Source organism: uncultured Bradyrhizobium sp., assembly GCF_947648125.1.
Classification (GTDB): Bacteria; Pseudomonadota; Alphaproteobacteria; order Rhizobiales; family Xanthobacteraceae; genus Bradyrhizobium.
Genome location: NZ_CANSMR010000019.1, coordinates 51860 through 77044, shown reverse-complemented (window position 1 = coordinate 77044; position 25185 = coordinate 51860). Strand labels below are relative to the sequence as shown.

At 62.2% G+C, this 25185-nt stretch carries 20 protein-coding genes and 1 pseudogene; 9 read left to right on the top strand and 12 right to left on the bottom strand.

Going from position 1 to position 25185, the window contains the following annotated elements:
* Window positions 1-176: 176 nt before the first annotated feature.
* Window positions 177-1871, bottom strand: coding sequence for a SulP family inorganic anion transporter (locus Q0030_RS28150; protein ID WP_298374489.1), 1695 nt, complete (start codon window positions 1869-1871; stop codon window positions 177-179).
* A gap of 150 nt (window positions 1872-2021) precedes the next feature.
* Between Q0030_RS28150 and Q0030_RS28145 the strand changes: the two genes are divergently transcribed.
* Window positions 2022-2909: a dienelactone hydrolase family protein gene (locus Q0030_RS28145; protein WP_298374487.1), complete on the top strand. Its 888-nt coding sequence runs from the start codon at window positions 2022-2024 to the stop codon at window positions 2907-2909.
* A 64-nt stretch (window positions 2910-2973) separates the two neighbouring features.
* A complete protein-coding gene (locus tag Q0030_RS28140; protein WP_363323503.1) occupies window positions 2974-3525 on the top strand; it encodes an invasion associated locus B family protein in 552 nt (183 codons plus the stop codon).
* 16 nt (window positions 3526-3541) lie between these two features.
* On the opposite strand, the gene Q0030_RS28135 is transcribed toward Q0030_RS28140, so the two are convergent.
* The 3 genes from Q0030_RS28135 to Q0030_RS28125 all read right to left on the bottom strand — a co-directional run bounded on the left by Q0030_RS28135 (window position 3542) and on the right by Q0030_RS28125 (window position 6657).
* The gene (locus Q0030_RS28135; RefSeq protein WP_298374480.1) at window positions 3542-3916 is read right to left on the bottom strand and encodes a response regulator; all 375 of its coding nucleotides are present in this window, start codon (window positions 3914-3916) and stop codon (window positions 3542-3544) included.
* Between the two features lie 178 nt (window positions 3917-4094).
* Window positions 4095-4727 carry a response regulator gene (locus tag Q0030_RS28130; RefSeq protein ID WP_298374478.1) on the bottom strand — a complete coding sequence of 211 codons (633 nt, stop codon included), beginning with the start codon at window positions 4725-4727 and terminating at the stop codon, window positions 4095-4097.
* An 85-nt stretch (window positions 4728-4812) separates the two neighbouring features.
* On the bottom strand, window positions 4813-6657 hold the full coding sequence (locus tag Q0030_RS28125; RefSeq protein ID WP_298374475.1) for an ABC transporter substrate binding protein: 1845 nt from the start codon (window positions 6655-6657) through the stop codon (window positions 4813-4815).
* Window positions 6658-6905: 248 nt separating this feature from the next.
* Here Q0030_RS28125 and Q0030_RS28120 point away from each other — a divergent pair, with 248 nt between their 5' ends.
* Complete coding sequence (locus Q0030_RS28120; RefSeq protein WP_298374688.1) at window positions 6906-7574, top strand: helix-turn-helix domain-containing protein; 669 nt, start codon at window positions 6906-6908, stop codon at window positions 7572-7574.
* A gap of 8 nt (window positions 7575-7582) precedes the next feature.
* On the opposite strand, the gene Q0030_RS28115 is transcribed toward Q0030_RS28120, so the two are convergent.
* Entirely contained in the window at window positions 7583-8023 is a 441-nt protein-coding gene (locus tag Q0030_RS28115) for a potassium channel family protein (protein ID WP_363323502.1), read from the bottom strand.
* The gene (locus Q0030_RS28110) at window positions 8020-9099 is read right to left on the bottom strand and encodes an AI-2E family transporter (RefSeq protein ID WP_298374472.1); all 1080 of its coding nucleotides are present in this window, start codon (window positions 9097-9099) and stop codon (window positions 8020-8022) included. Before Q0030_RS28110 ends, Q0030_RS28115 begins: the two co-directional genes overlap by 4 nt.
* A gap of 301 nt (window positions 9100-9400) precedes the next feature.
* Between Q0030_RS28110 and Q0030_RS28105 the strand changes: the two genes are divergently transcribed.
* Entirely contained in the window at window positions 9401-9661 is a 261-nt protein-coding gene (locus tag Q0030_RS28105) for a hypothetical protein (RefSeq protein ID WP_298374470.1), read from the top strand.
* A 222-nt stretch (window positions 9662-9883) separates the two neighbouring features.
* Here Q0030_RS28105 and Q0030_RS28100 read toward each other — a convergent pair.
* Both Q0030_RS28100 and aspD read right to left on the bottom strand, forming a co-directional pair.
* A pseudogene (locus Q0030_RS28100) lies at window positions 9884-10087 on the bottom strand (hypothetical protein); the annotation flags it as partial.
* Window positions 10088-10565: 478 nt separating this feature from the next.
* Entirely contained in the window at window positions 10566-12197 is a 1632-nt protein-coding gene (gene aspD, locus Q0030_RS28095; protein WP_298374467.1) for an aspartate 4-decarboxylase, read from the bottom strand.
* Between the two features lie 365 nt (window positions 12198-12562).
* Here aspD and aspT (Q0030_RS28090) point away from each other — a divergent pair, with 365 nt between their 5' ends.
* The 3 genes from aspT (Q0030_RS28090) (at window position 12563) to Q0030_RS28080 (ending at window position 16737) form a co-directional block, all read left to right on the top strand.
* A complete protein-coding gene (gene aspT, locus Q0030_RS28090) occupies window positions 12563-14254 on the top strand; it encodes an aspartate-alanine antiporter (protein WP_298374465.1) in 1692 nt (563 codons plus the stop codon).
* Between the two features lie 15 nt (window positions 14255-14269).
* Entirely contained in the window at window positions 14270-15964 is a 1695-nt protein-coding gene (aspT, locus tag Q0030_RS28085) for an aspartate-alanine antiporter (RefSeq protein WP_298374462.1), read from the top strand.
* Window positions 15965-16122: 158 nt separating this feature from the next.
* On the top strand, window positions 16123-16737 hold the full coding sequence (locus tag Q0030_RS28080; RefSeq protein ID WP_298374460.1) for a winged helix DNA-binding protein: 615 nt from the start codon (window positions 16123-16125) through the stop codon (window positions 16735-16737).
* Here the strand turns inward: Q0030_RS28080 and Q0030_RS28075 are convergent.
* Genes Q0030_RS28075 through Q0030_RS28065 form a run of 3 tightly spaced genes read right to left on the bottom strand, consistent with a single transcriptional unit; the run spans window position 16629 to window position 19914 of the window.
* On the bottom strand, window positions 16629-17246 hold the full coding sequence (locus tag Q0030_RS28075; RefSeq protein WP_298374457.1) for a flavin reductase family protein: 618 nt from the start codon (window positions 17244-17246) through the stop codon (window positions 16629-16631). The genes Q0030_RS28080 and Q0030_RS28075 overlap by 109 nt on opposite strands.
* Window positions 17247-17253: 7 nt before the next feature.
* Window positions 17254-18219: a nitrilase gene (locus Q0030_RS28070; RefSeq protein ID WP_298374454.1), complete on the bottom strand. Its 966-nt coding sequence runs from the start codon at window positions 18217-18219 to the stop codon at window positions 17254-17256.
* Window positions 18220-18273: 54 nt separating this feature from the next.
* Window positions 18274-19914, bottom strand: coding sequence for an MFS transporter (locus Q0030_RS28065; protein WP_298374451.1), 1641 nt, complete (start codon window positions 19912-19914; stop codon window positions 18274-18276).
* 173 nt (window positions 19915-20087) lie between these two features.
* On the opposite strand from Q0030_RS28065, the gene Q0030_RS28060 reads away from it, so the two are divergent.
* Together Q0030_RS28060 and Q0030_RS28055 are read left to right on the top strand one after the other, a co-directional pair.
* Window positions 20088-20966 (top strand): IclR family transcriptional regulator, encoded by an 879-nt coding sequence (locus Q0030_RS28060; RefSeq protein ID WP_298374449.1) that lies wholly within the window; start codon window positions 20088-20090, stop codon window positions 20964-20966.
* A 519-nt stretch (window positions 20967-21485) separates the two neighbouring features.
* Window positions 21486-23411 carry a sigma-54-dependent Fis family transcriptional regulator gene (locus Q0030_RS28055; protein WP_298374447.1) on the top strand — a complete coding sequence of 642 codons (1926 nt, stop codon included), beginning with the start codon at window positions 21486-21488 and terminating at the stop codon, window positions 23409-23411.
* Window positions 23412-23507: 96 nt separating this feature from the next.
* Here the strand turns inward: Q0030_RS28055 and Q0030_RS28050 are convergent, their stop codons facing one another.
* Entirely contained in the window at window positions 23508-25136 is a 1629-nt protein-coding gene (locus Q0030_RS28050) for a molecular chaperone GroEL (protein WP_298374445.1), read from the bottom strand.
* Window positions 25137-25185 lie beyond the last annotated feature (49 nt).

Sequence of the window (25185 nt, the reverse complement as noted above, 5' to 3'; positions counted from 1 at the left end):
ATATCTCCCGATCCTGGCGGTGGTCCGGTCCAAGCGTACGGACCGCGCCCCCGCTCCCTTTGATCCAAGTCAATCCGCAGCGGTTGAGACAAACGTTGTCGCCAACAGGTGATCGCAACGTCTTGCGATGCAACAAGGCTCGAATGTCAGGGGAACGGTCCGCGAAGCCGCGCGCGTCAATCGTTTGCCTGCGGCTTCCTGCTGCTCAATACGTTGTCGAGCGTACGCATCCAGTCTCCGCTATCGGTCTTGTCGGCAAGACCGTCCGCCTGAAGCAGATCGCGCAACTGCGCGTGCGCACCGACGATGCAGAACGTGATGCCGCGCGATGCGAGCTCCTCGTGGAGATCGTGCAGCATGCGCGATCCCGCCAGGTCGATGAACGGTGAGGCCGACAGGTCGCAGGCGACCAGCTTGACATTGGGGGACGTCCGCAGTGCGGCCAGTACCGTTTCGAAGATCGTCTCCGCATTGACATAAAGCAGCGAGGTTTCGGGGCGGAAGGCGACGATCCCGGTCAGCGGTTCCACGTCGTCATGGCGCGCGCGATCGGAATAGCGGCCGCTACCGGGGAGACGGCCGAGAAACGCGACATTGGGCTGGGACGCACGCAGCAGCAGCAGGAAGATCGAGGCGACGGCCGCCAGCAGCACGCCCTGCAGGATTCCCAGGAACAGCACGGATACCAGCGCGATGACCGCCGCGTAGAAATCGATCCGGCTGATCCGCCACATGCGGGCGAGTGCTGGAATATCGACCAATTTGTAGACGGCCGAAAACACGATCGCCGCAAGCACGGTCTTCGGCAGGTTGGTCAGGAGACCCGTGAAAAACAACAGGCAGAGCGCTAGGGTTGCTGAACAGAACACGAGGGCCAGCGGCGTTCGCGCGCCGGCTGCGTCGTTGACGGCCGACTGCGACAGCCCGCCGGCGACGGGATAGCCATGCCCCAAAGCTGCAGCGAGATTGGCCGCTCCGAGCCCCAGAAACTCCTGCCGGACATCCAGTGCATAGCCATGCTTGGCCGCGAAGCTTCGCGCGGCCGACACGCCCTCGACATAAGCCAGCACGAGACATCCGGCGGCGATGGGAAAGAGATCGTCAAATTCAAGCAAGCCGAACGTCGGCAGCGCAAGGGTCGGCAACCCGGTCGGGATTTTTCCGGTCACGGGCAATCCCATATCTGCAAGACCAAACAGGGAGACCGTGAGGATCGACAGCGCGACCACGGCGAGCCCAACGGGCTTTCCCGGCAGCCTGCGCTCGCCGAGCAGGAGCAGCACGGTCGCAGCCGCACCGATGCCGAGCACCAGCGGCCTGGTTTCGCCCAGTTGACCGGCAAGCTTGATCGCGCGGTCGAAAAAATTATGGCCGCCGCCCGCCACGCCGAACAGGCTCGGCAGCTGGCTCATGATGATGGTCAGCCCCGCCCCGGCCTTGAAGCCCACCAGGATGCTGTCGCTGATCAACCGCACCAGCAGGCTGAGCTTGAACAGCCAGGCAATCAGGCACAGCACTGCAACGCTGAAGGCAACGAGGCTGACGATCTGTCCGTAGCGCGTGGCATCGCCGCCGGCCAATATGCCGACGGCGCCGGCGATCATCAGCGAGATCGCCGAGGTCGGTCCGACCGCGAGTTGTCGGGATGAGCCCAACAACGCATACCCAACGCCGCCAAGCAGATAGCCGTAGGCGCCGATCTGCGGCGGCAGACCGGCGAGCCCTGCATAGGCCAGCGATACCGGGATCGCGTAGGCCGCCAGCGTGACCCCGGCGATGGCGTCCGCACCAAGCCAGGATGCGCGATAGTCGGCAAGCCAGCTCGCCGGCGGAAACCGTCGGACCCAACTTATCTCGCCCTGGATCGACATCAATTCCGCCATATCACGCCGCATTGGACGCATGTGGTTGCGCCGGGGCAGATCGATCCACGTTGATTCAGATCAAGCGTCGCCCTCGCGGATCAACACTACGATTGTCGCGACCTGCGCATTTGCGGGTGAATCGCCGGAGGGCATGACATGCGTCAGCACGGCCTACGAGCCCTCGCGACCGTAACACTTCTCCTGCTTGGTCTGATCACCCCGGCACGCGCCGACGACAAGAGCGCGTCCCAGCGCATCCAGGAAGAGATCTGGGCCTTGCCGCTCCCGCTACCAATGTTCGCCTATCTGGTTCGACCGCTCGGCGATGGCCCTTTCCCGCTGGTCATCATGAACCACGGCGTGTCGCTTAACGCCAGGGATCGTAGCTTCTTCCCGCTGGTCGAATTTCGCGATGCCGCAATGTGGTTTGCACGGCGCGGTTATCTCGTGGTGGCGCCGGTCGGCACCGGTTATGGCGCTGCGGCTATCGATATTCCCGAACGCGGTCTTTATGGCCCGTTCTTCTCCAAGATCGGGAAGTGCACCAATCCCAATTTCCTCGACCCGGGTCTCGCCGTCGCGCAGGTCGATCTCTGGATCATCGACTACATGGCTGCCGAAAAACGCACCCTGCCGGAAGGCGTCATCGTCGTCGGGCAGTCGGCCGGCGGCTGGGCCGCGATCGCCTTGTCGAGCCTCAACCCGCCGCAGGTCAAGGCCATCATCACCTTCGCGGCGGGCCGCGGCGGCCGCGTCGATGGCAAGCCCAACAACAATTGTGGCCCCGACAAACTGGTCGAAGCGACCGGCGTGTTTGGCAACACGTCGCGGGTGCCCATGCTGTGGCTCTACATCGAAAACGACACATTCTTCGGCCCAGCCCTGTCAAAGCGAATGTACGAGGCCTTCACGCGCGCGGGCGGCCGGGCCGAGTACCATCTGTTGCCGCCGTTCGGCAACGAAGGGCATTTCCTGATCGGCTCTCCTGATTCGATCCCCATCTGGTCGCCACTGGTCGAACGGTTTCTGGGCACGGTGCGCTAGGCGCAATCTCGCTGGAGGAGCATCCATGGACCGATTTGGTGCCTTGTATCGTGCGTTGGCGACGTTGGCCCTGTTCGCGGTCAGCATCGGTGCTGCGCACAGTCAACAGACGCCCTCGCCGCCCGCTGCGGTCAAGGACGGCGCCGAGGTAACCTCGCGGGGCGCACGCGCGGCGCGGGACGTCAAATTCGGCGATTGGCGCAAGCTTTGTTTCAATGCGGCCGGTACCAGGACATTATGCCGGACGACGATCACCGGCACCTTCGGGACCGGCCAGACGGCCGTTCGCATCGATCTGATCGAGCGTGAAGATGGCACCGCGCGTCTCCAGCTATTCCTGCCGGTCGGGATGTACCTGCAGGCCGGAGTCAAGCTGTCGGTTGACCAGCAGCAGGTCCATCGCCTGCCCTATACCTGGTGCGTGAGCAACATGTGCATCGCCGCCGATGTTGCCGATCCCAAGCTGCTCGAGGAAATGGACGGCGGAAAGGTGCTCTCGATCGAGGTGGTCGACACCAGCATTCTGACGGTGACGACATCGGTCCCGCTCGACCGCTTTGCGAGCGTCCGCAAGGGACCACCCACGCTGACGCTCGATCAAGCCATTGACGAATGATCGAGACCCGTGATCGCTAGACTGCGCCGGCCAACAATTGTTCGATCGGCTGCATCAGCGATTTTGCCGTGAATGGCTTGGTCAGATAGGCCACGCATCCCGATGCCATTGCGGCCATGCGTGTCGCCGGGTTGTCATTTCCGGTGATGTAGATGACGGGAATTTCGACGCCCTGGTCCGCCAGGCGGTGCCGCAGTTCGATCCCTGAGCCATCGCTCAGATTGATGTCCAGGATCAGACAGAGCGCGCAATCGAAGCTGCCGTCACTTAGCAAAGCAGTTCCGGTCTCGAATAATCTGGATGCAAATCCACATTCCCGAAGCAGCCGTCCGATTCCCCGGAGCATCGAGGGATTATCGTCCACAACGAGAACAATTTTCGGGATCGGCAAATTCTGAAACCTCCACCTCGGCGCCAAATCCTGACTCGCGACCCAACGACCGTGTCTCGATGCAGGACACTAAACCTCCATCGGCGCGCGGCACCATTCCAGCTTGAGATAAGCGCCGTCACAGAGCTTTCATATTGTACCATGGGACAGGACGGCCGCAGCCGCGCCCCGGGCGCGGTCACCCCTTGACCTCGCCCTCAAGCTCGCGCGCGCCGAGCCGCTCGGCGATCGAGACCAGTTCGGCAAGCGACTGCACCTGCATCTTCTCCATGACCTGGTGACGATGCGCCTTGATCGTGCGTTCCGTCGTGCCAAGCTCATAGGCGATCTGCTTGTTGATCCGACCGCGCACAATCAGATCGAACACCTGCCGCTCGCGCGGGGTCAACCTTGCCAGCAGCGCGCGGAGTGAGTCGAGCCGGGTTCGCTGGCTGCGGGCCAACTCGTGCCGCGCGAGAGCGCGATTGATTGCCTCGATCAGTTGCTCTGACGCGATCGGCTTGGTCAGGAAATCCTCGGCTCCGGCCTTGATCGCCTGCACAGTCGTCGCTGTGTCGGCATATCCGGTGAGGAATACGATCGGAAGCGTCGACTCCAGCTCGTTGAGGCGCATCTGCAGCTCCGGACCACTCATTCCGGGAATGCGCACGTCCAGCACGATACAGCCGGCATCTTCATCGCCAGGCAATTGATCGAGCAGTTGCCGGGCCGATGCATAGGTCGCAACACGGTAGCCGGCGAGCTTGAGCCTGCGCTCAAGTGTTGTGCGAAACGAGGCGTCGTCGTCGACAATATGCACGTAAGCGTGCATTACCTTCTCTCCTACTCGACTGACGGCGAGATACTGCGTTCGCTAAACTAGCACTACCGGCTGCCAAAGTAAGAGCCCAAACGCGCTATGCCGCCAGCGGCAATGAAAGGTGGAAGACCGCTCCACCACCGGACTGGTTCTCAGCCCAGATCTGACCACTATGCGCCAGAACAATCGTCCGGGCGATTGACAGTCCGATGCCCATTCCCTGCTCCTTCGTGGTGAAGAACGGATCGAAAATCTCGTTCAGCCTGTCCGGGGGAATTCCCGGACCGGAATCGCAGATCGAAATCACGGCCGACGCTCCTCCGTCGACTTCAGTCCGCCCGATGATCGTGCGTCCGTAGGGCATCTTTCCCATCGCGTCCATGCTGTTGACCACGAGGTTGAGAATGACCTGCTGCAACTGGACCGGGTCACCTTGCACCCGCAGGGTCTGCGGTGATGTCTGCAGGTAGATTGCGACATTGCGCGCCGAGGCTTGCAGCTTGAGGAAATCGAATGCTTCCTGCATGGTCTGGTTGAGATCGATCTCCTTCTTCTCAAACGGCGCACGCTTCAGCAGGCTGCGCATCCGGCGGATCACCTCGCTCGCACGCAGATCATCGCGCTTGATTTCGGAAATGATTTCCCGCACCTCCTGAAGGTCGGGTGTCGGCGAACCGAGGATCAGCTCCGCGCTCTCGGCATTGGTCAGGATCGAGCCAAGCGGCTGGTTGAGCTCATGCGCAATCGAGGACGACAGTTCTCCGGCGGTCGCCTGCCGATTGCTGTGAGCAAGCTGGGACAGGCGGTTGCGGGCCTCGACCTCCGCCTTTCGTCGCATGTACCGCTCGTGCAGCAGGAACGCAATCAGCATCGTCTGGACCAGCAACGCGGCAGCGAGCGCAACGGCCCGCCAGCGATACTTCTCCAGAAAGGTCGGCTCCCGGAAGCGGATTTCGCTGCCTTGCGGCAGACTGGCTTCGCTGACATTCCAGCGCTGCATCTGCTGCCAGTTGAAGATCGGCTTCACGGCATCGATCATCGACGGCGGCAGGTTTTCCGGCGCTTCTCCATCCAGGATCCGCAGCGCTCTTTGTGCTGCGTCGGCGCCGATCAAAGACGGGACGATGACGAATCCGCCAATACCGCCCGGCTCGAGGAACGTCTCCGCCGCAACCACAATGGGACGATTTGCCTTCGCCGCGACAAATGCGAGGGCCTCCGAGGGCGGATAGTAATTGCCTTTGCCGTCGCTATAGAGCCCTGTGTATATGATCACGCTGTGGTCGGGTAGCGCGGCCACCTGCTCGACGACGTCGGGCATCGGACGTCCGATGATCTCGATCAGGTCGAGGCCCGGAAGGCCGGCGGCAGCCTGGTCCTTCCAATTTCGAAAAAGAACTTGCCGATCCCATCCTGCGCCAACGAGCACGACCGTCTTCAGGTCTGGCACCACGGCGCGGGCGGCCAAGACGGCATCCTTGAGCTTCAAGGTCACGATCCCGCCGGTGACATAGGCCGGCGGCCGCAATCGCTTGAAATCGGCCTCCTCGACCAGCGTGAACACGATCGGCGTGCCGGGCCAAAGTTGCGGGCGCCAGCGAATCGCAAGCTCGAGCGCCGCCGCTCCAACGGCAATCACGACGCCGATCGGTCGATCGCGGTATTTCTCCTCGAGAAATCTCCGGAAACCGTCCTGATAGGCCTCACCGCCGAAGCGATTGAGATCGAGGCTCTCAGTATAGACTGTCGTCGGAGCGTGACCGTGCGCGCTCACGGCGTCCCTCAGCCCGACGAAAACCTGGTAGTAGAAGGGGCCAAGCCGATCGGACTGGTCCAGCACCAGTATGGAATGTGGGCGCATATCCTGCGCATGGAGACCAGCCGGCCACAGCATGGTAGCCAGCAGGATGATCAGTCCAGAGAGCTGAATTGTCTTGCCCATAGCGCTCGGAGCCGGAGATCAACGGGTTCAGGAAAGCTAGCACGGTTATCGTCGCAATACTGAAAAGTCATCCAGGACTTGCGTACCAATTACGAACAAATTGCCGCATTTCGCGCACCCTGTCCTTTGGGACAATGGCCTCAAGACCAATAGAGCCTGGTCGGACCCTGTCGTACTCATTGCACGCGGACAAGCGTTTTCGATACCGCTGCGGACGGCGCAAGACCGTTGTAAAAGAGAGTTGGTCCATGTTCGCTCGCGTCAATGTCAGACCGGCCAATATACCGAGCATCCTCGGTGGGCTGACCGCCAATCGCGCCAACTTCATCACCAGCGAATTCCACTACCGAAGGGGCGCCGAGATCTACGGCGAGAAGGAGCCCGCAGAGTACGTCTACCAGGTCGTTTCGGGAGCTGTCCGCAGCTACAAGCTGCTCTCCGACGGACGACGCCAGATCGGTGCTTTTCACCTCGTCGGAGATATTTTCGGTCTCGAGAATGCCGAAACTCATCGCTTCACAGCCGAAGCCATCGTCGACACGAACGTGCGCCTGATCAAGCGAACAAGCCTCGAACGGGTGGCCCATTCCGATTCGGACCTGGCTCGCAACCTGCTGATCATGACCACCAGCAACCTGCAGCATGCCGAAGACCATATGCTGCTGCTCGGCCGCAAGACCGCATTGGAGCGGGTGGCCGCGTTTCTGCTCGAAATGGATCGCCGGCTGACCGGCGTCGGCGTCGTCGCCTTGCCGATGTGCCGTCGCGATATTGCCGACTATCTCGGACTGACCCTCGAGACCGTATCGCGTGCGCTATCCAAGCTGCACGCCTACGGAGCCCTCAACTTCCTCGGTTCGAACCAGCGCGAAATCATGCTGGTCGACCGCGACCAGCTCTCCAGGCTCGACAACTGACCGGGACATTACGAGGATTTCGTGAGTGTGCCCTGGCGTTCGATGGTCTTTTGCAGCACCTCGAACAGGACGGCAGTCGACCAGCCGAACATCAGGATGCCGTTCATGGCGGCCATCGGGCCGAGCAACAGCCACGCCTTTACCGGGATCACGTCGCCGTAACCAAGCGTGGTGTAATTCACGAAGGCGAAATAGATCAGATCGCTATCCGCAGGCGCGGCACTCATTACGAAATAGGCCAGTGACCACACCATGATCTCCAGCGTGTGTGCGACCATCAGGATCAGCGCGGCCGCCACCATCACGCCGCTGAGCTGCAATCCAGGCCTGCCGGCTGCGCTCAAGGCGATGTTCCGCAGCAGCCCAATCACCGCGACGGTGAATAGCGAATGGACCGCGATATTGATCGCGCTCACCGCCGATCCCACGATGAGTTGAAGCAGTATCATCGCTCGCCCGCCTGCCGGGCACGGTCGTCCCGGATCCACGCCGTGATCAACTCCCAGGCGACCGCCAGAATGATTGGGCCGACGAACAGGCCGACGATGCCGTGGGCAAGCGTGCCGCCGATCACGCCGACGAAGATCACGAGGGCCGGCGTGGTCAGGCCCCGCCCCATGACCAGCGGCTTCAGCACATTGTCGAGGACGCCGACGACCAGGAAGAACAACGTCAGGGCAAGCGCCGTCGTGAAGTCCTTGGCCGACCAGAGCCAGATGATGACGGGAAACAGCACGATCGCCGCTCCAATCTGCACGATCGCCAACAGCATCACGACGAACGCCAGCAGGCCCGCATTCGGAATCCCCGCCAGCTTGAAGCCTATGCCGGCGAGTAGCGATTGCAGGACGGCGACGCCGATAACGCCCTGGGAGACCGCCCGAATGGTCGCGCCGGCCAGGTCGAGGAAGTGCTCGCTCTGCTCCGGCACGATGCGGGACAGGAAGCCCCTGCATGCCGCGGCAAGCTGCCGGCCGTGGGGAAACAGGAACCCCGCCAGCACGACCGCCAGCAGAAACTTCAGCATCCCGACGCCGGCATTGCTCGCAAACGCAAACAGGATCCCAGCCAGCGGCTTCAGATGCGGCACGACCTCGCGGAGCACGGCGCGCAGATTGGTCGACGCCCGATCCCAGAGGTCGTAGAGCGGGCCGCCGATCAGCGGCCAATCCTTGATCCCCGGCATCGGCGATGGGACGACAACATTACCGGCGCTCAATTGTCCGGCGAGCTCCCTCACCCCCTCCACCGCCCCGATCCCGAGCCAGGTTGCCGGTCCGATGACGACGGCCAACGCGATCAGGGTCAGGACCAGGGCCGCGATGCCCGCGTGGCCCCCGAGCATCCCTGTGAGCCAGTTGAAGACCGGATAGAGCGCGACCGCGAGCACGACGCTCCAGGCCAGGATCGGCACGAACGGGCGGACCAGGACGAACGACCAGTAGATCAGCAGCGACAGCAATCCGAGCCGAATTGCGAGCTGGATGAATTCGTCTCCGGCCACGAGCTGGCGAAGGGTTTTCAAGAACGTGCTTTCGATTGAGCATCCGTAGGCACACAGGAAACGGTGCCATCGCACTGCCACGCGGGGCTTGATCCAGATCAAGCGTCACGCGTCCACCCCTCGCAAAGGAGCGGCCCCGGTTCGGGGGTAGGAATCGGGGCCGCTCCAACGTCGTCGGGATGCGATCACGGCCGGGATCACGACCGCGATCGCGGTCCCACTAGGCGCCGGACTGTCGTTCGCCGCAATTGTCCGAAGGTGCAGGATCGAGCGTCTGTGTCCCCAAAAGAGGTCCCGGCGCCAGTTTGATTCAAATCAGGCTTTGGCTGGCTCCGGCTGGCAGGCTCGACTGAGCGTGAATCGGAAGCCGATCTCGATTTGGCTGCCGTTCGATCACGACCACCAATGTCACCCGCGCCTGGAGGACGCCACGGCAAACACCAAAACTTTGCTGGCCTTGATCCTGCTTGCGAGCACGATCGGCTTCAGCATGAGCCGGGCGGCTCCCCTGCCGACCAACATCGCTGCCATGAAGGGCGCGGTCGACAATGCCGCCGTTCAAGTCCGTTGGGGCGGAGGCTGAGGCTCTCGCGGATGGGGTTATCGAGGATAGGGCGCCGCCGCAGCCGGTGCGATCGTTGGCGGAGCCATCGCGAGCTTAGCCCATGGCGAATATCCCTATTACGAAAGCTGATATGGTTACGGCTCCGGCTATTGCCCGTCAAACGGAGGTTACGGATACTACGCCCAGCCGCGCTACGGATGGTAGATCGGTCGTGGGGCGCCAAGCCGGCCTACGATGATGTCACCGGAGGCCGAACAGCGAACGCCGATAGCCGCTGTCGCGGGCTTCATTCCTGCACCCGAAACTTCCGTCAAAACCCCTGCCATAGCGGCGCTGCCCCCTGAGATAGTAACGTCCACGGCGGAAATCGAGCCAGACCACGGTATCGCCAGGACAATGCCGCTGAGCCTGGGCTTCATAACGGAAGGGCGTCAGCGGCAGCGCGACCGCGTGTCGTGCGCAGCAGAACAGGAAGATCGTGGCCCAAGCCCCGATACCTAACCTGGCGCAAGACGGTCTCGACATCCGGTCGAACTTGCAACGATTTTGAAGCGCATTCATCGCTCAGGGCGACAGTAGTCCAAAGGCAAACGCGACAGTCGAGAGCATCCCGGCCGTCATGACCACCGTCCTGAAAGCAAAATCGCCGTCGCCAGCTTCAAGCCAACGACGCAGCCAATTGCGAGCGCCAGCCGGATGGCTCGATCGAAACGCTCGCCGAAATATGTCGCTGCCGTACCGCATGATGGTCACTGTAGATCACGGTGGCACCGAGTGACCGTGCAGCTTGTGCCAACAAGTCGGAACCACGTGCAACGACCCGGCCAGCCCGATCGGGCTATAAGAGCCGGATGGCTGACGGCGCGATACATTCAGCAACATTCCACCGACAGCTGTTGCGCCGCATTCAGAACTTCGCTCGTCAGCGCCTTGCGCCTGCCCCCTTCCCTGTCGCCGCTTCATAGGCATCGCGATAGCCCCTGGCGATGGTCCGGACGCCGCGTCCGATATCGTCGTAGACATCGTCAGGCAGGTTCGCGAGCGACACACGAAGCGACCATTCCGGTGCATCGAAGCCACCCCCGTTCAACAGCACGATCCCGTGGGCTTCGGCCAGCCTGAACGCAAGGTCCAGCGGGTGGACATTCTTCTTAAGATTTTCGACGGCATCGTCGCCGATGTTCTTTCGGGCCCAGAACTCGAAGTCGATCAGGGCATAGTAGGCATCGTAGTTCGGATTGGGGGTCAGCTTGTCGGCGAGCCCGAGCCCGTCGAGCAGCGACCACAGGCGCTTGTTGACGATCTCCATGCAGGCGGCCTGGTAGGCCTTCTTCACATCCATCATCTCCGCGAGCGAGAACAGGCTCATCATCACCTGCTGCGGCAACGACAATCCCGCGGTGTGATTGAGCGCCACGTCGCGGCTGTCGGCGACGATGCGGTCGATGAGCTTGAGCTTGCGCGGCTCGAGCGTGAGCGGTCCGTAACGCTTGTCGAGCGCCTTCACGGCTTCGTCCGGTAGTTTGGCGATCATCTTGTCGAAGATGTTGTCTTCGTGGATGGCGATGGCCCCTAAGCGCCATCCCGTGCAGCCGAAATACTTCGAATAGGAGTAGACGCCGATGGTGTTGTGCGGCAGCTCGCCGAGCAGCGAACGGAAGTTGTGCACGAAGGTTCCGTAGACGTCGTCGGTGAGGATCATCAGGTCGGGACGCTTGGTCTTGACCAGATTGGCCAACTTGGCGATCGTCTCCTTGCTCAGCGCCATCCCCGGAGGATTGGACGGATTGACGACGAAGAAGGCCTTGACCTTCGGATCCTCCAGCTTCCTGATTTCCTCGTCGGTGAACTGGAATTTGTTTTCCTGCGGAGCCCTGATCTGAACGACCTTCAGATCGTAGTCTTCCAGGTGCGTCATCTCGATGTAGGGCGTAAAGATCGGCGTCGCCAGCGCAATCGTATCACCGGGCACCAGCAGCCGATTGGCCTTCAGCGACTTGAAGAGGTAGCACATCGCCGCCGTGCCGCCCTCGACCGCATAGATGTCGAACTTCCCGGCCGGCCGTGGCTCGCCGCAAACCGCCCACATCAGATATTCGTGCACGATCCGTTCGTTGTGCACCAGCATCCGGTCCGGCACCGGGTAATTGTCGCCGATGATCGAATCGACCAGCTCGTGGACGAACGCGTCGGGATCGAAGCCGAATTTCTTCACCGCAAAGGGCAGCATCTCGGTCAGGAAGCTCGCGCCCGGCATGTCCTTGTGCTGTGCGAGCCAGGCCTCGAACCGCCCGGCAATGCCCTTTGCCTGAGCCATGCCCCCGATGCCCGCCGGATGCTCCATCACCCGCTTGCTCTCGGTCATGGCGAACTGTCCGAGCAGGAAGAAGCCTTCGCGCGGCGTGGTCGCCACCCAGTTCGGATTGCCGCGCCCGGCGTTCAGGAAGGGCATCTGACTGCGCTTCGAATTGCTCTTCGCGAGGTTGATCAACTCGTCCTTGATCTCGAAGGGGCTCAACGCCTCGAATTTCTTTAAGGTCAGAAGATCGGCCATTTGACACTCCCGGGACGATGCAAGGTGTTGGAATGGAGGCGGACAGGCTCCTCGCCTGCGCAATCGCGCTGAGCATGACCGCCGGCCGGTGACGAGCCTTGATCTATGTCAACGGTCTCGCGCAGACGATGCCACCGCAGCGACGGATGACCGCGTCACGATGCAATAGTGCGAACCAAACGCGTGGTGTCGGCAACGTGATGAAATCGCGAGGCCTTCGCAGCTGCGGTTGACATAGATCAACATCCTTCCTGTCAGCCACCGTCTGATGTCGATCGATACAGTTGCTCGCCCTTTTTCGGCCGCTTGCACGAGATCGATGCGGGCGCATGCCGAAGCCCCGGGACAGCAGAACGGGTGACATCATGATCGATTGGTTCTTCCAGACGCTCCGCACCTATCCCGAGATCGCGATCTTCCTCTCTTTGGCCCTGGGCTATTATTTCGGATCCTTCACCTACAAGGGTCTCGGCCTCGGTGCCGTCACCGCGACGCTGATCGCCGCGGTCATCATCGGCCAGATCGGAATCACCATTTCAGGCCCGCTCAAGCCGTTCTTCTTCCTGATGTTCCTGTTCGCGATCGGATATGGCGTCGGGCCGCAGTTCGTGCGCGGCATCGCACAGGACGGCATTCCGCAGGCGATTTTTGCGGCCGTGGTTTGCGTCTTCTGTCTGCTCTCGGCGTATCTCGGCGCAAAGATCGCCGGTTACGACGTCGGATCGGCCGTCGGGCTCTATGCCGGCTCGCAAACGATCTCCGCGTCGATGGGACTCGCGACCGACGCCATCAATCGCCTCGGCCTGCCCGCGGACGAAGCCAAGAAACTGCTCGATGCCATGCCGGTCGCCTATGCCGTGACTTATATTTTCGGCACGGTCGGGTCGGCGATCGTGCTGGCCCTGCTCGGGCCTGCGCTGCTCGGCATCGATCTCGAGGCCGCATGCAAGAAATATGAAGAGGAGCATGGCGGCAAAAAGGAGCTGGGCGGCCCGGGAACGGCCTGGCATCAGTTCGACGTGCGCGCCTATCGCGTTCGTGAGCGCGGGCCTGTCGTCGGCAAAACGGTCGCGCAGGCTGAGGCCCTGATTCCCGATCATCGCATTTTCGTCCTTCGGCTTCGGCAAGGCGGGCAGATCGTGGAGGCAGCCTCCGACACCGTGATTCATGCCGGCGATGTCGTCGCCGTCGCCGGCCGCCGCGATGTGCTCGTGCAGCTGATCGGCGAGCAGGCCGAGGAAGTTGACGATCGCGAGCTGCTTGCGGTGCCGATCGAGGGCGTCGATGTCTACGTGACCAGCAAGGACGTCGATGGCAAGACGCTGGAGCAACTGGCGAAAGAACCGGGCGCGCGCGGCGTGTTCCTGCGCAGGATCGCCCGGGGCGCGATCGCGACCGAGATTCCGATCCTGCCGAACACCAAGATCAATCGGGGCGACATCGTCACCCTGGTCGGCCGCACGTCCGATGTCGCAGCCACCACAAAGATGCTGGGCCGGCCGGATCGCGCGACCGACGTTGCCGACGTCGCGTTCATCGGCGCGGCCATTGCGATCGGCGCCCTGGTCGGCGCCTTCGTCTACAAGATCGGAAGCGTGCCGCTCACTCTGTCCACCTCCGGCGGCGCGCTGATCTCCGGTCTGTTCTTCGGCTGGCTGCGATCCGTGCACCCGACTTTCGGCCGCATCCCCTCACCCACGGTGTGGTTCATGAACTCGGTCGGCCTGAACGTCTTCATCGCCGTGGTCGGCATCTCCTCGGGACCGGGATTTGTCGCAGGTCTGCAGAAGCTTGGCTTCAGTCTGTTCCTCTGGGGTGTCGTCGTGACCACCGTTCCGCTGATCCTGGCGATGTTCGTCGGCAAATACCTGTTCCGCTTCCACGACGCGATCCTGCTCGGATGCTGCTCCGGCGCACGCACGACCACCGCATCGCTCGGCATGATCAACGACCGCGCGAAAAGCCAGATACCCGGCCTCGGCTATACCGTCACCTACGCGGTCGGAAACACGCTGCTGACGATCTGGGGCATGGTGCTCGTGATGATGATGACGTAGCCGCGGCCCTGGAAAATGTTGATCTGGCTACAGCAGTTTCTGGTCCGCTATCCGGAGCTCGCACTGTTCCTGGTGATCGCGGCCGGCTACTGGATCGGCAGCTTCAGGATCGGCGCTTTCAGCCTTGGCCCGGTGACGGGCTCGCTCTTCGCCGGCCTTGCGGTCGGCGACTTCGCGCACGTGCCCGTCTCCAGCATGACCAAATCGTTCCTGTTCCTGCTGTTCCTGTTCGGGGTGGGTTATTCGGTCGGTCCGCAATTCGTGCTGGCGATGAAGCGCGACGGGCTGAAGCCGGTGCTGATGGCCGTTGTCGTGAGCCTCACTGGCCTTGCCGCCGCGATCGTCGTGGCACGCGTACTGCGACTTGACCCCGGCTTTGCGGCCGGACTCCTGTCCGGTGCGCTGAGCCAGAGTGCCGCAATGGGTACGGCGACCGACGCAGTCAATTCGCTGCCCGTTTCCGACGCAGAGCGTGCGTTGTTTGTCTCGCACATCGCGGTGGCCGATGCGGTTTGCTACATCTTCGGCTATGCCGGCGTGATCACGTTCTGCACGATTGTCGTTCCGGCGCTGCTGAAGATCGACCTGAAGACGGAAGCGCTGAAGCTGGAACAGGCCCTGGGCATCACGCGCGCCAAGCCCGGCCTGGCGTCCGCCTGGCGCAAGTTCGAAATGCGTGCCTACCGGCTGGATGATCGCGCGGCGATCGTCGGATTGACGGTTGCGGCCGCCGAGGCGCGGGTGCCCGGGCAGCGCGTGTTCATCCACCGCATTCGCCGCGGAGAGCGCATCCTCGAGGCGGAGCCTGGAACCATACTGGCGGCCGGCGACGTTGTCGCGCTGTCCGCTCCGCGCCAAATCGTCGTGGAGCTGATCGAGCCGCGCGGCGAGGAGGTGGAGGACCGGGAGCTGCTCGATATCCCGCTGGTCTCGGCCGACGTGTTCCTGATCAACCCGAAGCTCGCGGGCAGCAGTCTCCAGCAAGCGTCGGAGCAGAGCTGGGCACGCGGCCTCTATCTGCGCTCGGTGAGCCGGGGTGGCGAGGCACTTCCCATTGCCGCCGGCGTCGTCCTGCAGCGCGGCGATCTGCTTCGCATCGTGGGTCCTGAACCGGTGGTGCAGAATGCAGCCAACAGCATCGGCGTCATCGTCGCGCCGAGCACCAGCATCGATTTCGTCGTGCTGGGGCTCGCGATTTTCCTCGGCGGCCTCGTTGGTGTTCTCCTGAGCTTTTCCGTGGGCGGCATCACGATCTCGCTGAGCACCAGCGTCGGCACCCTGCTCGCCGGACTTCTGGTCGGCTATCTCCGCACCCGTCTGCCGTATTTCGGCCGGATCCCCGACGGCGCGATCAGTCTGATGACGTCGCTCGGACTGGCGGCCTTCGTCGGGCTCACTGGGATTCATGCCGGACCGATCTTCCTTTCCGCTCTACGGGAGTCGGGCATCGGCCTGCTGCTGGGCGGCATGATCGTCACCCTGTTGCCGCAGATCGTCGGTTTCTGCTTTGGCCATTTCGTGCTGCGCATGAATCCCATTCTCCTGCTCGGCGCATTGACCGGGGCACAGACGGTCACGGCAGCGATGGCCGCCATTCAGGAGCGCTCCGGCAGCTCCGTGGTGGTGCTCGGCTATACGCCGGCCTATCCGATTTCGAATATTCTGCTGACAACTTGGGGATCGATCATGGTGGTCGTTGTCGCTGGATGAGCCGACGCGCGTAGTGAGCGTACGAAATCGCGGAATATCGCAGATTGGCGCGCGCAATCGCGGCGCATGGTAGCGGAAGACCGCTACCGCCTTTCCTCACACGACGTAAATTTGCGATATTTCCTCCGATCGTCCGCCTAAGCGCAGAAACTTGTCGAATGGAGGGTACAAAGAAGGGACACGTCGCCGTGCTCAACGTGGTCAGAATGGGCGACGAGCCCAAGCGGCTCTCCGAGATCGGGCAATTGGTCAACCGCGTCAACGTACCCAATCTGCAATATGCCACGCGAAAGCTGGTGAAGGCCGGCCTGATCGAGACCGAAGGCTCCTCATCGCGCAAGCAAACACGCTACCGTGTCACCGATCTTGGCCGCTCCGTCACCGAAGACTATGCGGACCTGCGCGCCGCGACCCTTCCGCCGATGCTGGAGGCACTGGAGGGCTGGGCGGAGAAATCCGAGGCTGCCGGCAACCATCCTGACCTGATCGCGAGCCTCTGTGCCCAGGCGGCCCAAGCCGCGATCACGCGGCGAATCAGCCCTAACGTCGGCACTTCGCAGCCGGCAGCTGCTCGCGGGCGAACCGGAGCTGACGCAAGGCCAGGTGCTTCAGACTACCGAATTCATATGTACCCGCATGGACCGGGGCCGCGCGCCGGCCGTCCCTATTCGATCGGCGGCGGCCGCACCAGCTGGAAGAGGTCGCGTGGCCTCGCATACCAGCCCGACCCGTGCATGCGGGCAATGAGGTCGAGGCCGATCGTATCGATATAGCCTCTCTCCGCATCGATCACGAACGGCTCCGCCACATGCGCACAAACGATCTCGCCGATCACCGCGATTTGCCGGGGCCCGGTCTCCTGAACCGAGAGGGAGCGACATTCAAACGCCACTGGGCACCCCTTGATGAGCGGAGGCGCAACCATCTGCGAGGGAAGCGTCTGAAGCCCTGCAATCTCCGTCTCGTCGACCCCGGTCGGAGCATCGACTGCCGTCGCATTCATGGCTTCGGCCATATGGCGCGACACCAGGTGAGCGACGAACTCACGCGTCTCGACGATATTCTGCGCCGTGTCCTTCAAGCCTTTGTTCGGATGACGCAGCAGGCCGAGCACGACCGTCGGCGGCTCATGCCCGAGGACGTTGAAGAAGCTGAAAGGTGCCGCATTGGCGGCGCCGCCCCGGGAACGGGTCGTCACCCACGCGATGGGGCGCGGCGTAACCGTCGCGGTGAGAATCTTGTAGCGGATATCCGCCGGAAGCTGGCCCATATCGAAGAGCATCGGTCCCTCAATTGCGCGCGCGAACGGCGCTGACGGTGGAGACCGCCCGCTTCGGTCGATCGTCGACGACGAGCTGGAAAACGTCCGGACGCGAATAATGCCCCGCAGCGTCGAAATCAAACTTGCCGCGCGTCACCTCATCGAGCGCAATGTCGGCATACAGGATGGTCTCACCCTCGAAGCATGGCCCCGCCAGCACCTTGCCTAGCGGATTGACGATGGCGCTGCCGCCGCGCATGAGCACGGTCTCGGGATCGGCGCCCAGCGCGCACTCGTAGTCCGCCGGGAAGGCACCGCGCTTGAGATACTGACAGGCCGTCAAGACAAAGCAGCGTCCCTCCAGGGCGATATGCTGCATGGTCGGAAGCCAGGTGTCGCGATCATCCGCGGTTGGGGCACAGTAGATGCTGATCCCCTGGCTATACATGTGCATACGCAACATCGGCATGTAGTTTTCCCAGCAGATCACCGCGCCGACATTGCCGAGCGAGGTCTCAAACACCGGCATGGTCGAGCCGTCGCCAAAACCCCAGATCAGCCGCTCGCCTGCGGTCGGCATCAGCTTGCGATGCGTGCCGACGAGACCACGAGCTCCGTCGAAGAACAGCGCCGTGCAGTAGAGCGTGCCCTGCTCTCGCTCGATGCAGCCGATGACCGTGAAAGCACCGGTTGCGGCCGCGGCCGCGGCGATTGTCTCGACCTCCTCGCCATCGAGATCGATGGCCGCCTCCCAGTACAAACGGAACGCCTCGCGTCCTTCGGGCTTGCGCATGCCGACGGGAGCGCCGAACGAATTTCCTTTGGGATAGCCGCCAAGGAACGCTTCAGGGAAGACGACCAACCTGGCGCCGGCGTCAGCCGCCTTCTCGATCAAGGCCGCCGCCTTTTGCGCCGACGCCAGCGAGCTTGTCGGATCTGACGCGGCCTGAACGACGGCCGCCTTGTATGTGTTCGGTCGATTGATATCCATCACGCTATCCTGGGCACCGAAAAGGGGAACGGGCCGCGGCTGCGGCCCGCGACGATGTCACACCGAGTGATCAGTCTCGATTTGCGGCCTGTTCGGCAACATGATCGATCCGATCACCGCGACGACCGTGCAAATGACAACCGGATACCAGAGCCCCGCAAAAACGTCGCCAACCGCCAGCGAAAGATAGGTTGCAAAGAAGGGCAGGAAGCCACCGAAGATGCCGGCACCGATGTGGTAAGGAAACGAAAGCGCCGTGTATCGGATGTTCGCCGGGAACATCTCGACCAGGAACGATGCCACCGGCCCATAGACCATCGCGACGATCACGGTCATGACGACCAGCAGAAAGACGATGTGGGCGGACGACACCTTTGCGGGATCGGCCTTGGCGGGATAACCTGCTTCGGACAGTGCCTTGCGATAAGCCACCGCGTCGTATCCGGGAATCGTCCTGCCATTGACCGTCATGGACACGGCCTGGCCGTCCACCGGAGCGCCATAGCTGAAGTTGATTCCGCTTCCGATCAGCAGCTTCTTGGCCTGGACGCAAGGCTTGCCGTGGTCGCCGTGCGAACTCAGCAGCGCAGCCGCAAGGCCGAACTTGCACGCTTCGCTGGTGGTGTCCGCATGCACCGTCACCGGCGCACTGCGGGTCGCCGCCACGAGCTGCGGATTTCCAGCCTCCAGAAGCGATGAAAACATCGGCCGGTAGCACAGCGCCGACAGCACGAGCCCCGTCATCATCAGCCATTTGCGTCCAATCCGATCGGACAGCCAGCCGAAGAAAATGAAAGCGGGTGCACCGATGACGAGGCCGATGGCCATCAGGATATAGGATGTTTGCAGATCGATCCTTGCGATCTGCTGCATGAAGATCATCACGTAGAACTGGCCGGTGAAATAGGTGGATCCCATCCCCGCGGTCACACCGAACAGCGCGAGCAACACCAGGCGAAGGCTGGACCACCGGGCGAACGTGTCTCTAACCGGGCTCATGGACAGGCGGCGCTCCGCCTTGAGACGCGTGAAGACGGGCGATTCGTGCAGCCTGGCTCGGACGTAGATCGAGAATGCCAGCATCGCGATCGAGATGATAAAGGGAGCGCGCCATCCCCAAGCCCTGAAATCGGCCTCGCTCATGACGCTTTGCGTGCCGATGATGACCGCGATGGAGAGCGCCAGCCCGACCGACGATGTGATCTGGATCCAGCCGGTCAGAAGCCCGCGCCGGTCCGGACGCGAGTGTTCCGCAACGTAGACGACGGCGCCGCCATATTCGCCCCCGACCGCGAGGCCCTGGATCAATCGCAGCACGACCAGCGAGATCCATGCAGCATGACCGACGCTGGCATAGGTGGGCAGGAAGCCGATCAGGGCCGTGCCGCCTCCCATCATCACGATGGTGATGAGGAAGGTATATTTGCGACCGACGAGATCGCCGATGCGGCCAAAAACCACGGCGCCGATCGGGCGGATCACGAAACCGGCCGCAAGAGCGCCGAGCGAAGCAAGCACGGCCGCGGTCGGGTTGTCCGGGGGAAACAATACCGAACTCATGAACACGGCGAGCGAGCCGTAGATGAAGAAGTCGTACCACTCAAACACCGTGCCGAGGGTCGAGGCGAGAACGACCCGCCGTTCCTCGCTGCGGGTCAGGTTCTGATCGGCCGGTACCGCCGTCACTCGTGCATCCATCGTCATTCCCCTGTTTGCGCCCGCGGCCAAACCCAGCCCCGCATCAAGCCATTTTATTTAGTCATATACATATGATGTCGTCAAATACGGCAAGCTTGAATATCCGGCGAGTCGCGCTCAATAATGCGCCACGACGACAACCGCCCTAACGCTATGATTTTTAAGGATTTTGAGTGAAGAGGCCGCGCCGCCCCCGACCGCCCGATCCGGCATCCGTACCCGCACGAGGAGCCAGATCCGTCAAAATCACCACCGCAGAACGCACCGGTCGGCGCGGCATTCAGTCGATCGAGATCGGCTTCAAGATCCTCGACTACCTGCGAACCGAACTTCGACCGGTGCCACTGAAGATGATCGCCGCCAACACCGGAATGTCGGCGGCCAACGTTCACTATTACCTGGTGAGCTTTCAGGCTGTCGGCATCGTCCGACAGGAAACCGACACCGGCTGCTATGCTCTCGGTCCTTACGCATTGAAGCTCGGCATGGCGGCCATCGAGCAATTCGACGTCTTTGCCGTTGCGCGGCCGGCCATGACCGAACTCGCAACGACGATCGGGCACACAGTGTTTCTCGGCGTGTGGGGCAACCGTGGCCCCACCATCATCTATCGCGTCGAGGGTGGAGCCAGCCGACCCATCATCGAGCTGCGTGTCGGAAGCGTGCTGAGCCTGCTGCGGTCTGCGTTGGGGCGAAACTTTCTTGCACACTTGCCGCGCTCGCTGACGGGCGAAATGCTGGATCAAGAGCTCAAGGAAGAACGTTCGCGCGAGATGCGGGTGGATGACGCGCCAACCACCAAGACCGAGGTGGAGGAGATGATGGACACAATCCGGCGCGACGGCATCAGCCGCTGTCGCGACGCCCTTCTGCCGAACTTCACCTCCCTATCCGCACCGATCTTCGACCAGGCCGGCTTCATGATCGCAGCCATCACGATGATGGGACCCATCGGTATTCTCGACGATGACCTGAAAGGTCCGACAGCGACGGCCCTGATCGCCCACGCGCGCGCCCTTTCCGCGACCGCCGGCTGGCAACCTGGAGGCTGAAATCGCAATCCAGCGCTGGTTCAAGCGTTAGCGTGCAATCAGCGCGACCGTTGCGGTGGTTCAGTGCCCCGGAAGCTAATGTCTCACGTTCGATCGGGCTATCGTCTCTTCGTTTTGAAATTTGGCGGAAGGATCGAATGCTGCGCCGCACTACAGCGCGCCTGGCCCCAATTTTCCAACATATCCAGCCGCGGCCCGAAGGAACTTCGATCGCTACCTTTGCTAGAACCATTCGAAAAGGATAGGCTGATCTGGTCAACGGGTACGAGAGAAAAGCCTGGGACGTTAGGGACGTGGGACGCTGAAGGGGTTGCTTGTCGGAAGGCGCGGTCGTCTTGACGGCGGGTGCGGCGGAATGGAATCCGATCGGACGGCCGTTACGGCGGCCTGGACGGGTCTTGCCGTCGGACTTTGCGTGAGCGAACCGGCAGTTGCGGCAGGCATTCCCCCGCATTCAGGTGAATGATCGCAGGGCCCGTCGTGAGCGGGTGCAGCACCTCTCACTTCGGAGGAGCCGGGATGGACCAACGGGAAGTGCTGGCGGCATGGGAGAAGTTCGTCGAGCGCGGAGCGTTGTCATCCGACTTGAGATCATCGGTCGCAGCGTCGTGGCAGCGATCCAGGAACCATCGCGTCACCGTCGACCGTGCGCGAGCGCCGCTCGTCGCGGACGCCGAGTTGTTTCGTCGTCGCTCCAAATACGCGCCGCTCCGTCATGCCGCCCGCTGCGCTCTCGAAAATTCAAAAACATTTCTACGCGATGCAAACTCAATCATGATCCTCACCGATCCGAGTGGGCTGATCATCGATACGCAGGGCGACGACAGGGTCATTGACGCCGGCCGCGCAGTCCATCTCGAACACGGAGGTCGCTGGAGCGAGGCCGACATTGGCACCAACGCGATTGGTGCCGCGATAGCTGAATCGAAACCTGTCCAGATTCACGGTACGGAGCATTTCTGCTCGGAGGTGCAGCGGTGGACTTGCGCTGCCGTCCCGGTTCATGACCCGACCGATGGCGAACTGCTTGGCGTGGTCGACATCTCGGGTCCTGCGAGCACCTTCAATCCGCAGAGCCTGGCTTTGGCCGTCGCGGTCGGCCATCACGTGGAAAGCGTTCTGGCTCAATCAGTCCGACAGGAACACGAGGAGTTGCTATGCCGCTTTCTCGGCAAGAGATCGCAATGGGCGAACGATGAATGCATCGTGCTCGATCGTCGTGGCATGATCCTCCACGCCACCGAGCGTGCTCTGAACGCACTCCAGCATGATCGCCACGGCATTCACAACGACGCGCCAACCCGCTTTTTGAAGACGGTTCCCTTCGATGAGTGGCCGAGCAGGCTGAAGAAGCTGCTTCCCAACGCGAGCTTCAACTTCGTCGAGAATGAACGCTCCGGCATCGGCGCAATCGTGGTGCTGCATACGCGCCGACGCCAGTTAATCACGCATCCCGACGCCCGGAAATCGAGGTCCGAATCCGAAGGCAGCGACAGCGCGAGTTCATCATCCGCCCGAAAGGATTCAAGGCCGGAACCACGGTCTCCTCAGAGCATGGCCGCCAGCTTTGTTGCGCACGACCCGGCGGTCCGAGCCATCGTCCGTCAAGTCGAGACCGCAGCAGCACGCAAGATGTCCATCCTCATCCGCGGCGAGACCGGAACCGGCAAGGAACAGCTTGCCCGCCACGCCCATATCGCGAGTGGGCGAACCGGCGCGTTCGTTCCTGTGAATTGCGCCGCCCTGCCGGAAAGCCTGATCGAGAGCGAGCTGTTTGGCTATGCCGAAGGAGCATTCACTGGGGCCCGGCGCGGCGGCTCGATTGGACTGGTCAAGGAGGCCGACGGCGGCACGCTGTTCCTTGACGAGATTGGCGACATGCCTGTCGCGCTGCAGGCGGTGCTCCTGCGCCTGCTCGACGACTGGACCGTGCGCCCCGTCGGCGGCGTCAGATCGAAGGTCGATGTCTTTCTCATCTCCGCCACCAACGCCAGGTTGGACAAGGCCATCGTCGAAGGCCGGTTCCGATCTGACCTGCTCTATCGTCTCAATACGCTCGAGGTCACTCTGCCGCGACTTCGGGATCGAAACGACTTTGATGCCATCGTTCGCCATCTGCTCAATACGATCGACCCGAATTGCGAAATCACGCCGACCGACATTGCGCATCTCGCCGCACGTCCCTGGCCCGGCAACGTCCGCGAGCTCCGCAACGTTCTGGCGCGATTCAGCCTTGCCGCTGCGGACGGATTTATCAACGGAGCCGGCGCGGAGAACATCGTTCACCCCGCCGGAACGGAGTCCGGATCACTTCACGACATCCATCGCGCGCGAATCCTGGTGGTTTATGCCGAGACCGCCGGAAACGTCAGCGAAACCGCGCGCCGTCTCGGCGTCTCAAGAAACACCATTTATCGCGCTCTCGGGCAGAAGAAGCCCGAGTGATGCGATAGCGCCTCGAATCGCTGGATGTTGCGAGTATCGCAGCATGCCCGGCTAGCGATGGAGCGCCGGTCGCTTCGAACCGATGATCCGCTCCGTTCAGAGCAGCTCAGCACCACCACCTCGGGCCGGGCCGGCGGTCGGATCGTAATCATCCGGCTTCTTGGCGATCAAGGTCTGCGTCGTCAGGATAAGTCCGGCCACCGATGCCGCATTGCGAACCGCGCTGTAGCAAACCTTGACCGGGTCGATGATACCAGCTTCGACAAGATCGACCGCCGAGCCATTGCGCACGTCGAGCCCGTAGCCATTCCTGGCCTTGGCAATTTTCGCAACCTCCGCCTCTCCGTTCAGGCCGGCATTGGCGGCGATGTAGAAAAGCGGCCGACTGAGTGCGCGTTGCAGCAGTTCGGCGCCCTGCCTGGCGCCTCCGTCCAGGCGATTGATCAATTCGTCGAGCCTTGCAGCGATCCTCAACAAGGCCACTCCGCCACCCGGCACAATACCTTCTTCGAGCGCAGCGCGGGTCGCGTTGATGGCATCCTCGATCAACTGGGTCCGGCGTTTTTGCTCGACCGGCGTCGCGCCGCCGGCGAGAATCATCGCCGTGCCGCCGGACAGTTTTGCGATGCGCTCCTGGAACTTGTCCCGTTCGATATTTTCGGGAGCGGCATCGTATTGGCGCAACACTTGTTCGCGTCGCGCCGCGATGGTCTTCTGATCGCCACCTCCCGCTGTGATCAGGGTCTTCGAGGCGGAAATGCGCACCTGGCGCGCGGACCCGAGGTCGTGCAGTTCCGCCTTCTCGAGCCTTCCGCCCAGATCAGCCGAGATGACGCGCCCTCCGGTCGTGATCGCAATATCCTCGAGCATCGCCTTGCGCCAATGGCCGAACTCCGGCGGGTGAATCGCGGCGACCTTGAAATTGGATTTCTCCCGATGCGCCAGCAATTGCATGATGACCGACGGCGCTACTTCCTCGGCGATGATCAGCAAGGGTCGCCCGCTCTTCTCGATGAGCGAGATAACACCAGCGAGTTGCTCCCCGGCCTGGATCTTGAGATCGGTCATGATGATGAAGGGATTGTCTAGAACCACCTGCATTTTCTCGACATCGGTGACCATGTGATGTGAAAGATAGCCTCGATCGAAGGCCATGCCTTCGACGATTTCCAGCGTCGTCTCGACCGTGTTGCCGAATTCCACCGCGACGATTCCGTGATTGCCGGCGCGCTCGAAGGCTTCGCCTACCATGGCGCCGAGCGCTGTGTCGTTGGCGGCAATGCTCGCAACAGCCCGCAGGCCGGCAGGCCCCTGCAGCGGTCTCGCCGACCGTCGTAACGCCGTGATGGTTTCGGTAACCGCCAGCTCCAGCCCTTCGACCAGTTCGACCGGATTGGCGCCGGCCGCCAGACATTTCAGGCCTTCCTGCACAAGAACATCGGCGAGCACGGTGGCCGTGGTGGTGCCGTCCCCCGCCACCTCATTGGTTCGCGCTGAAACCTCGCGCAACACCTGCGCGCCCATATTCTCAAACGGGCATTCAAGTTCGATTTCGCTGGCAATACTGACGCCATCGCGCGACACGATCGGCGTGCCGATCGGCCGGTCCATGATCGCGTTCATGCCCTTCGGACCCAGCGTCCCGCGTACCGCCTTGGCGAGCTTGGCGACGCCCCGGCCGAGCGCGGCCCGCGCAGCTTCATCGTGCAACATGATCTTCGGCATTCTAAATCCCCGACTTTGCCTTGAGGTCGTCTGGTCTGGCCTGGTTATC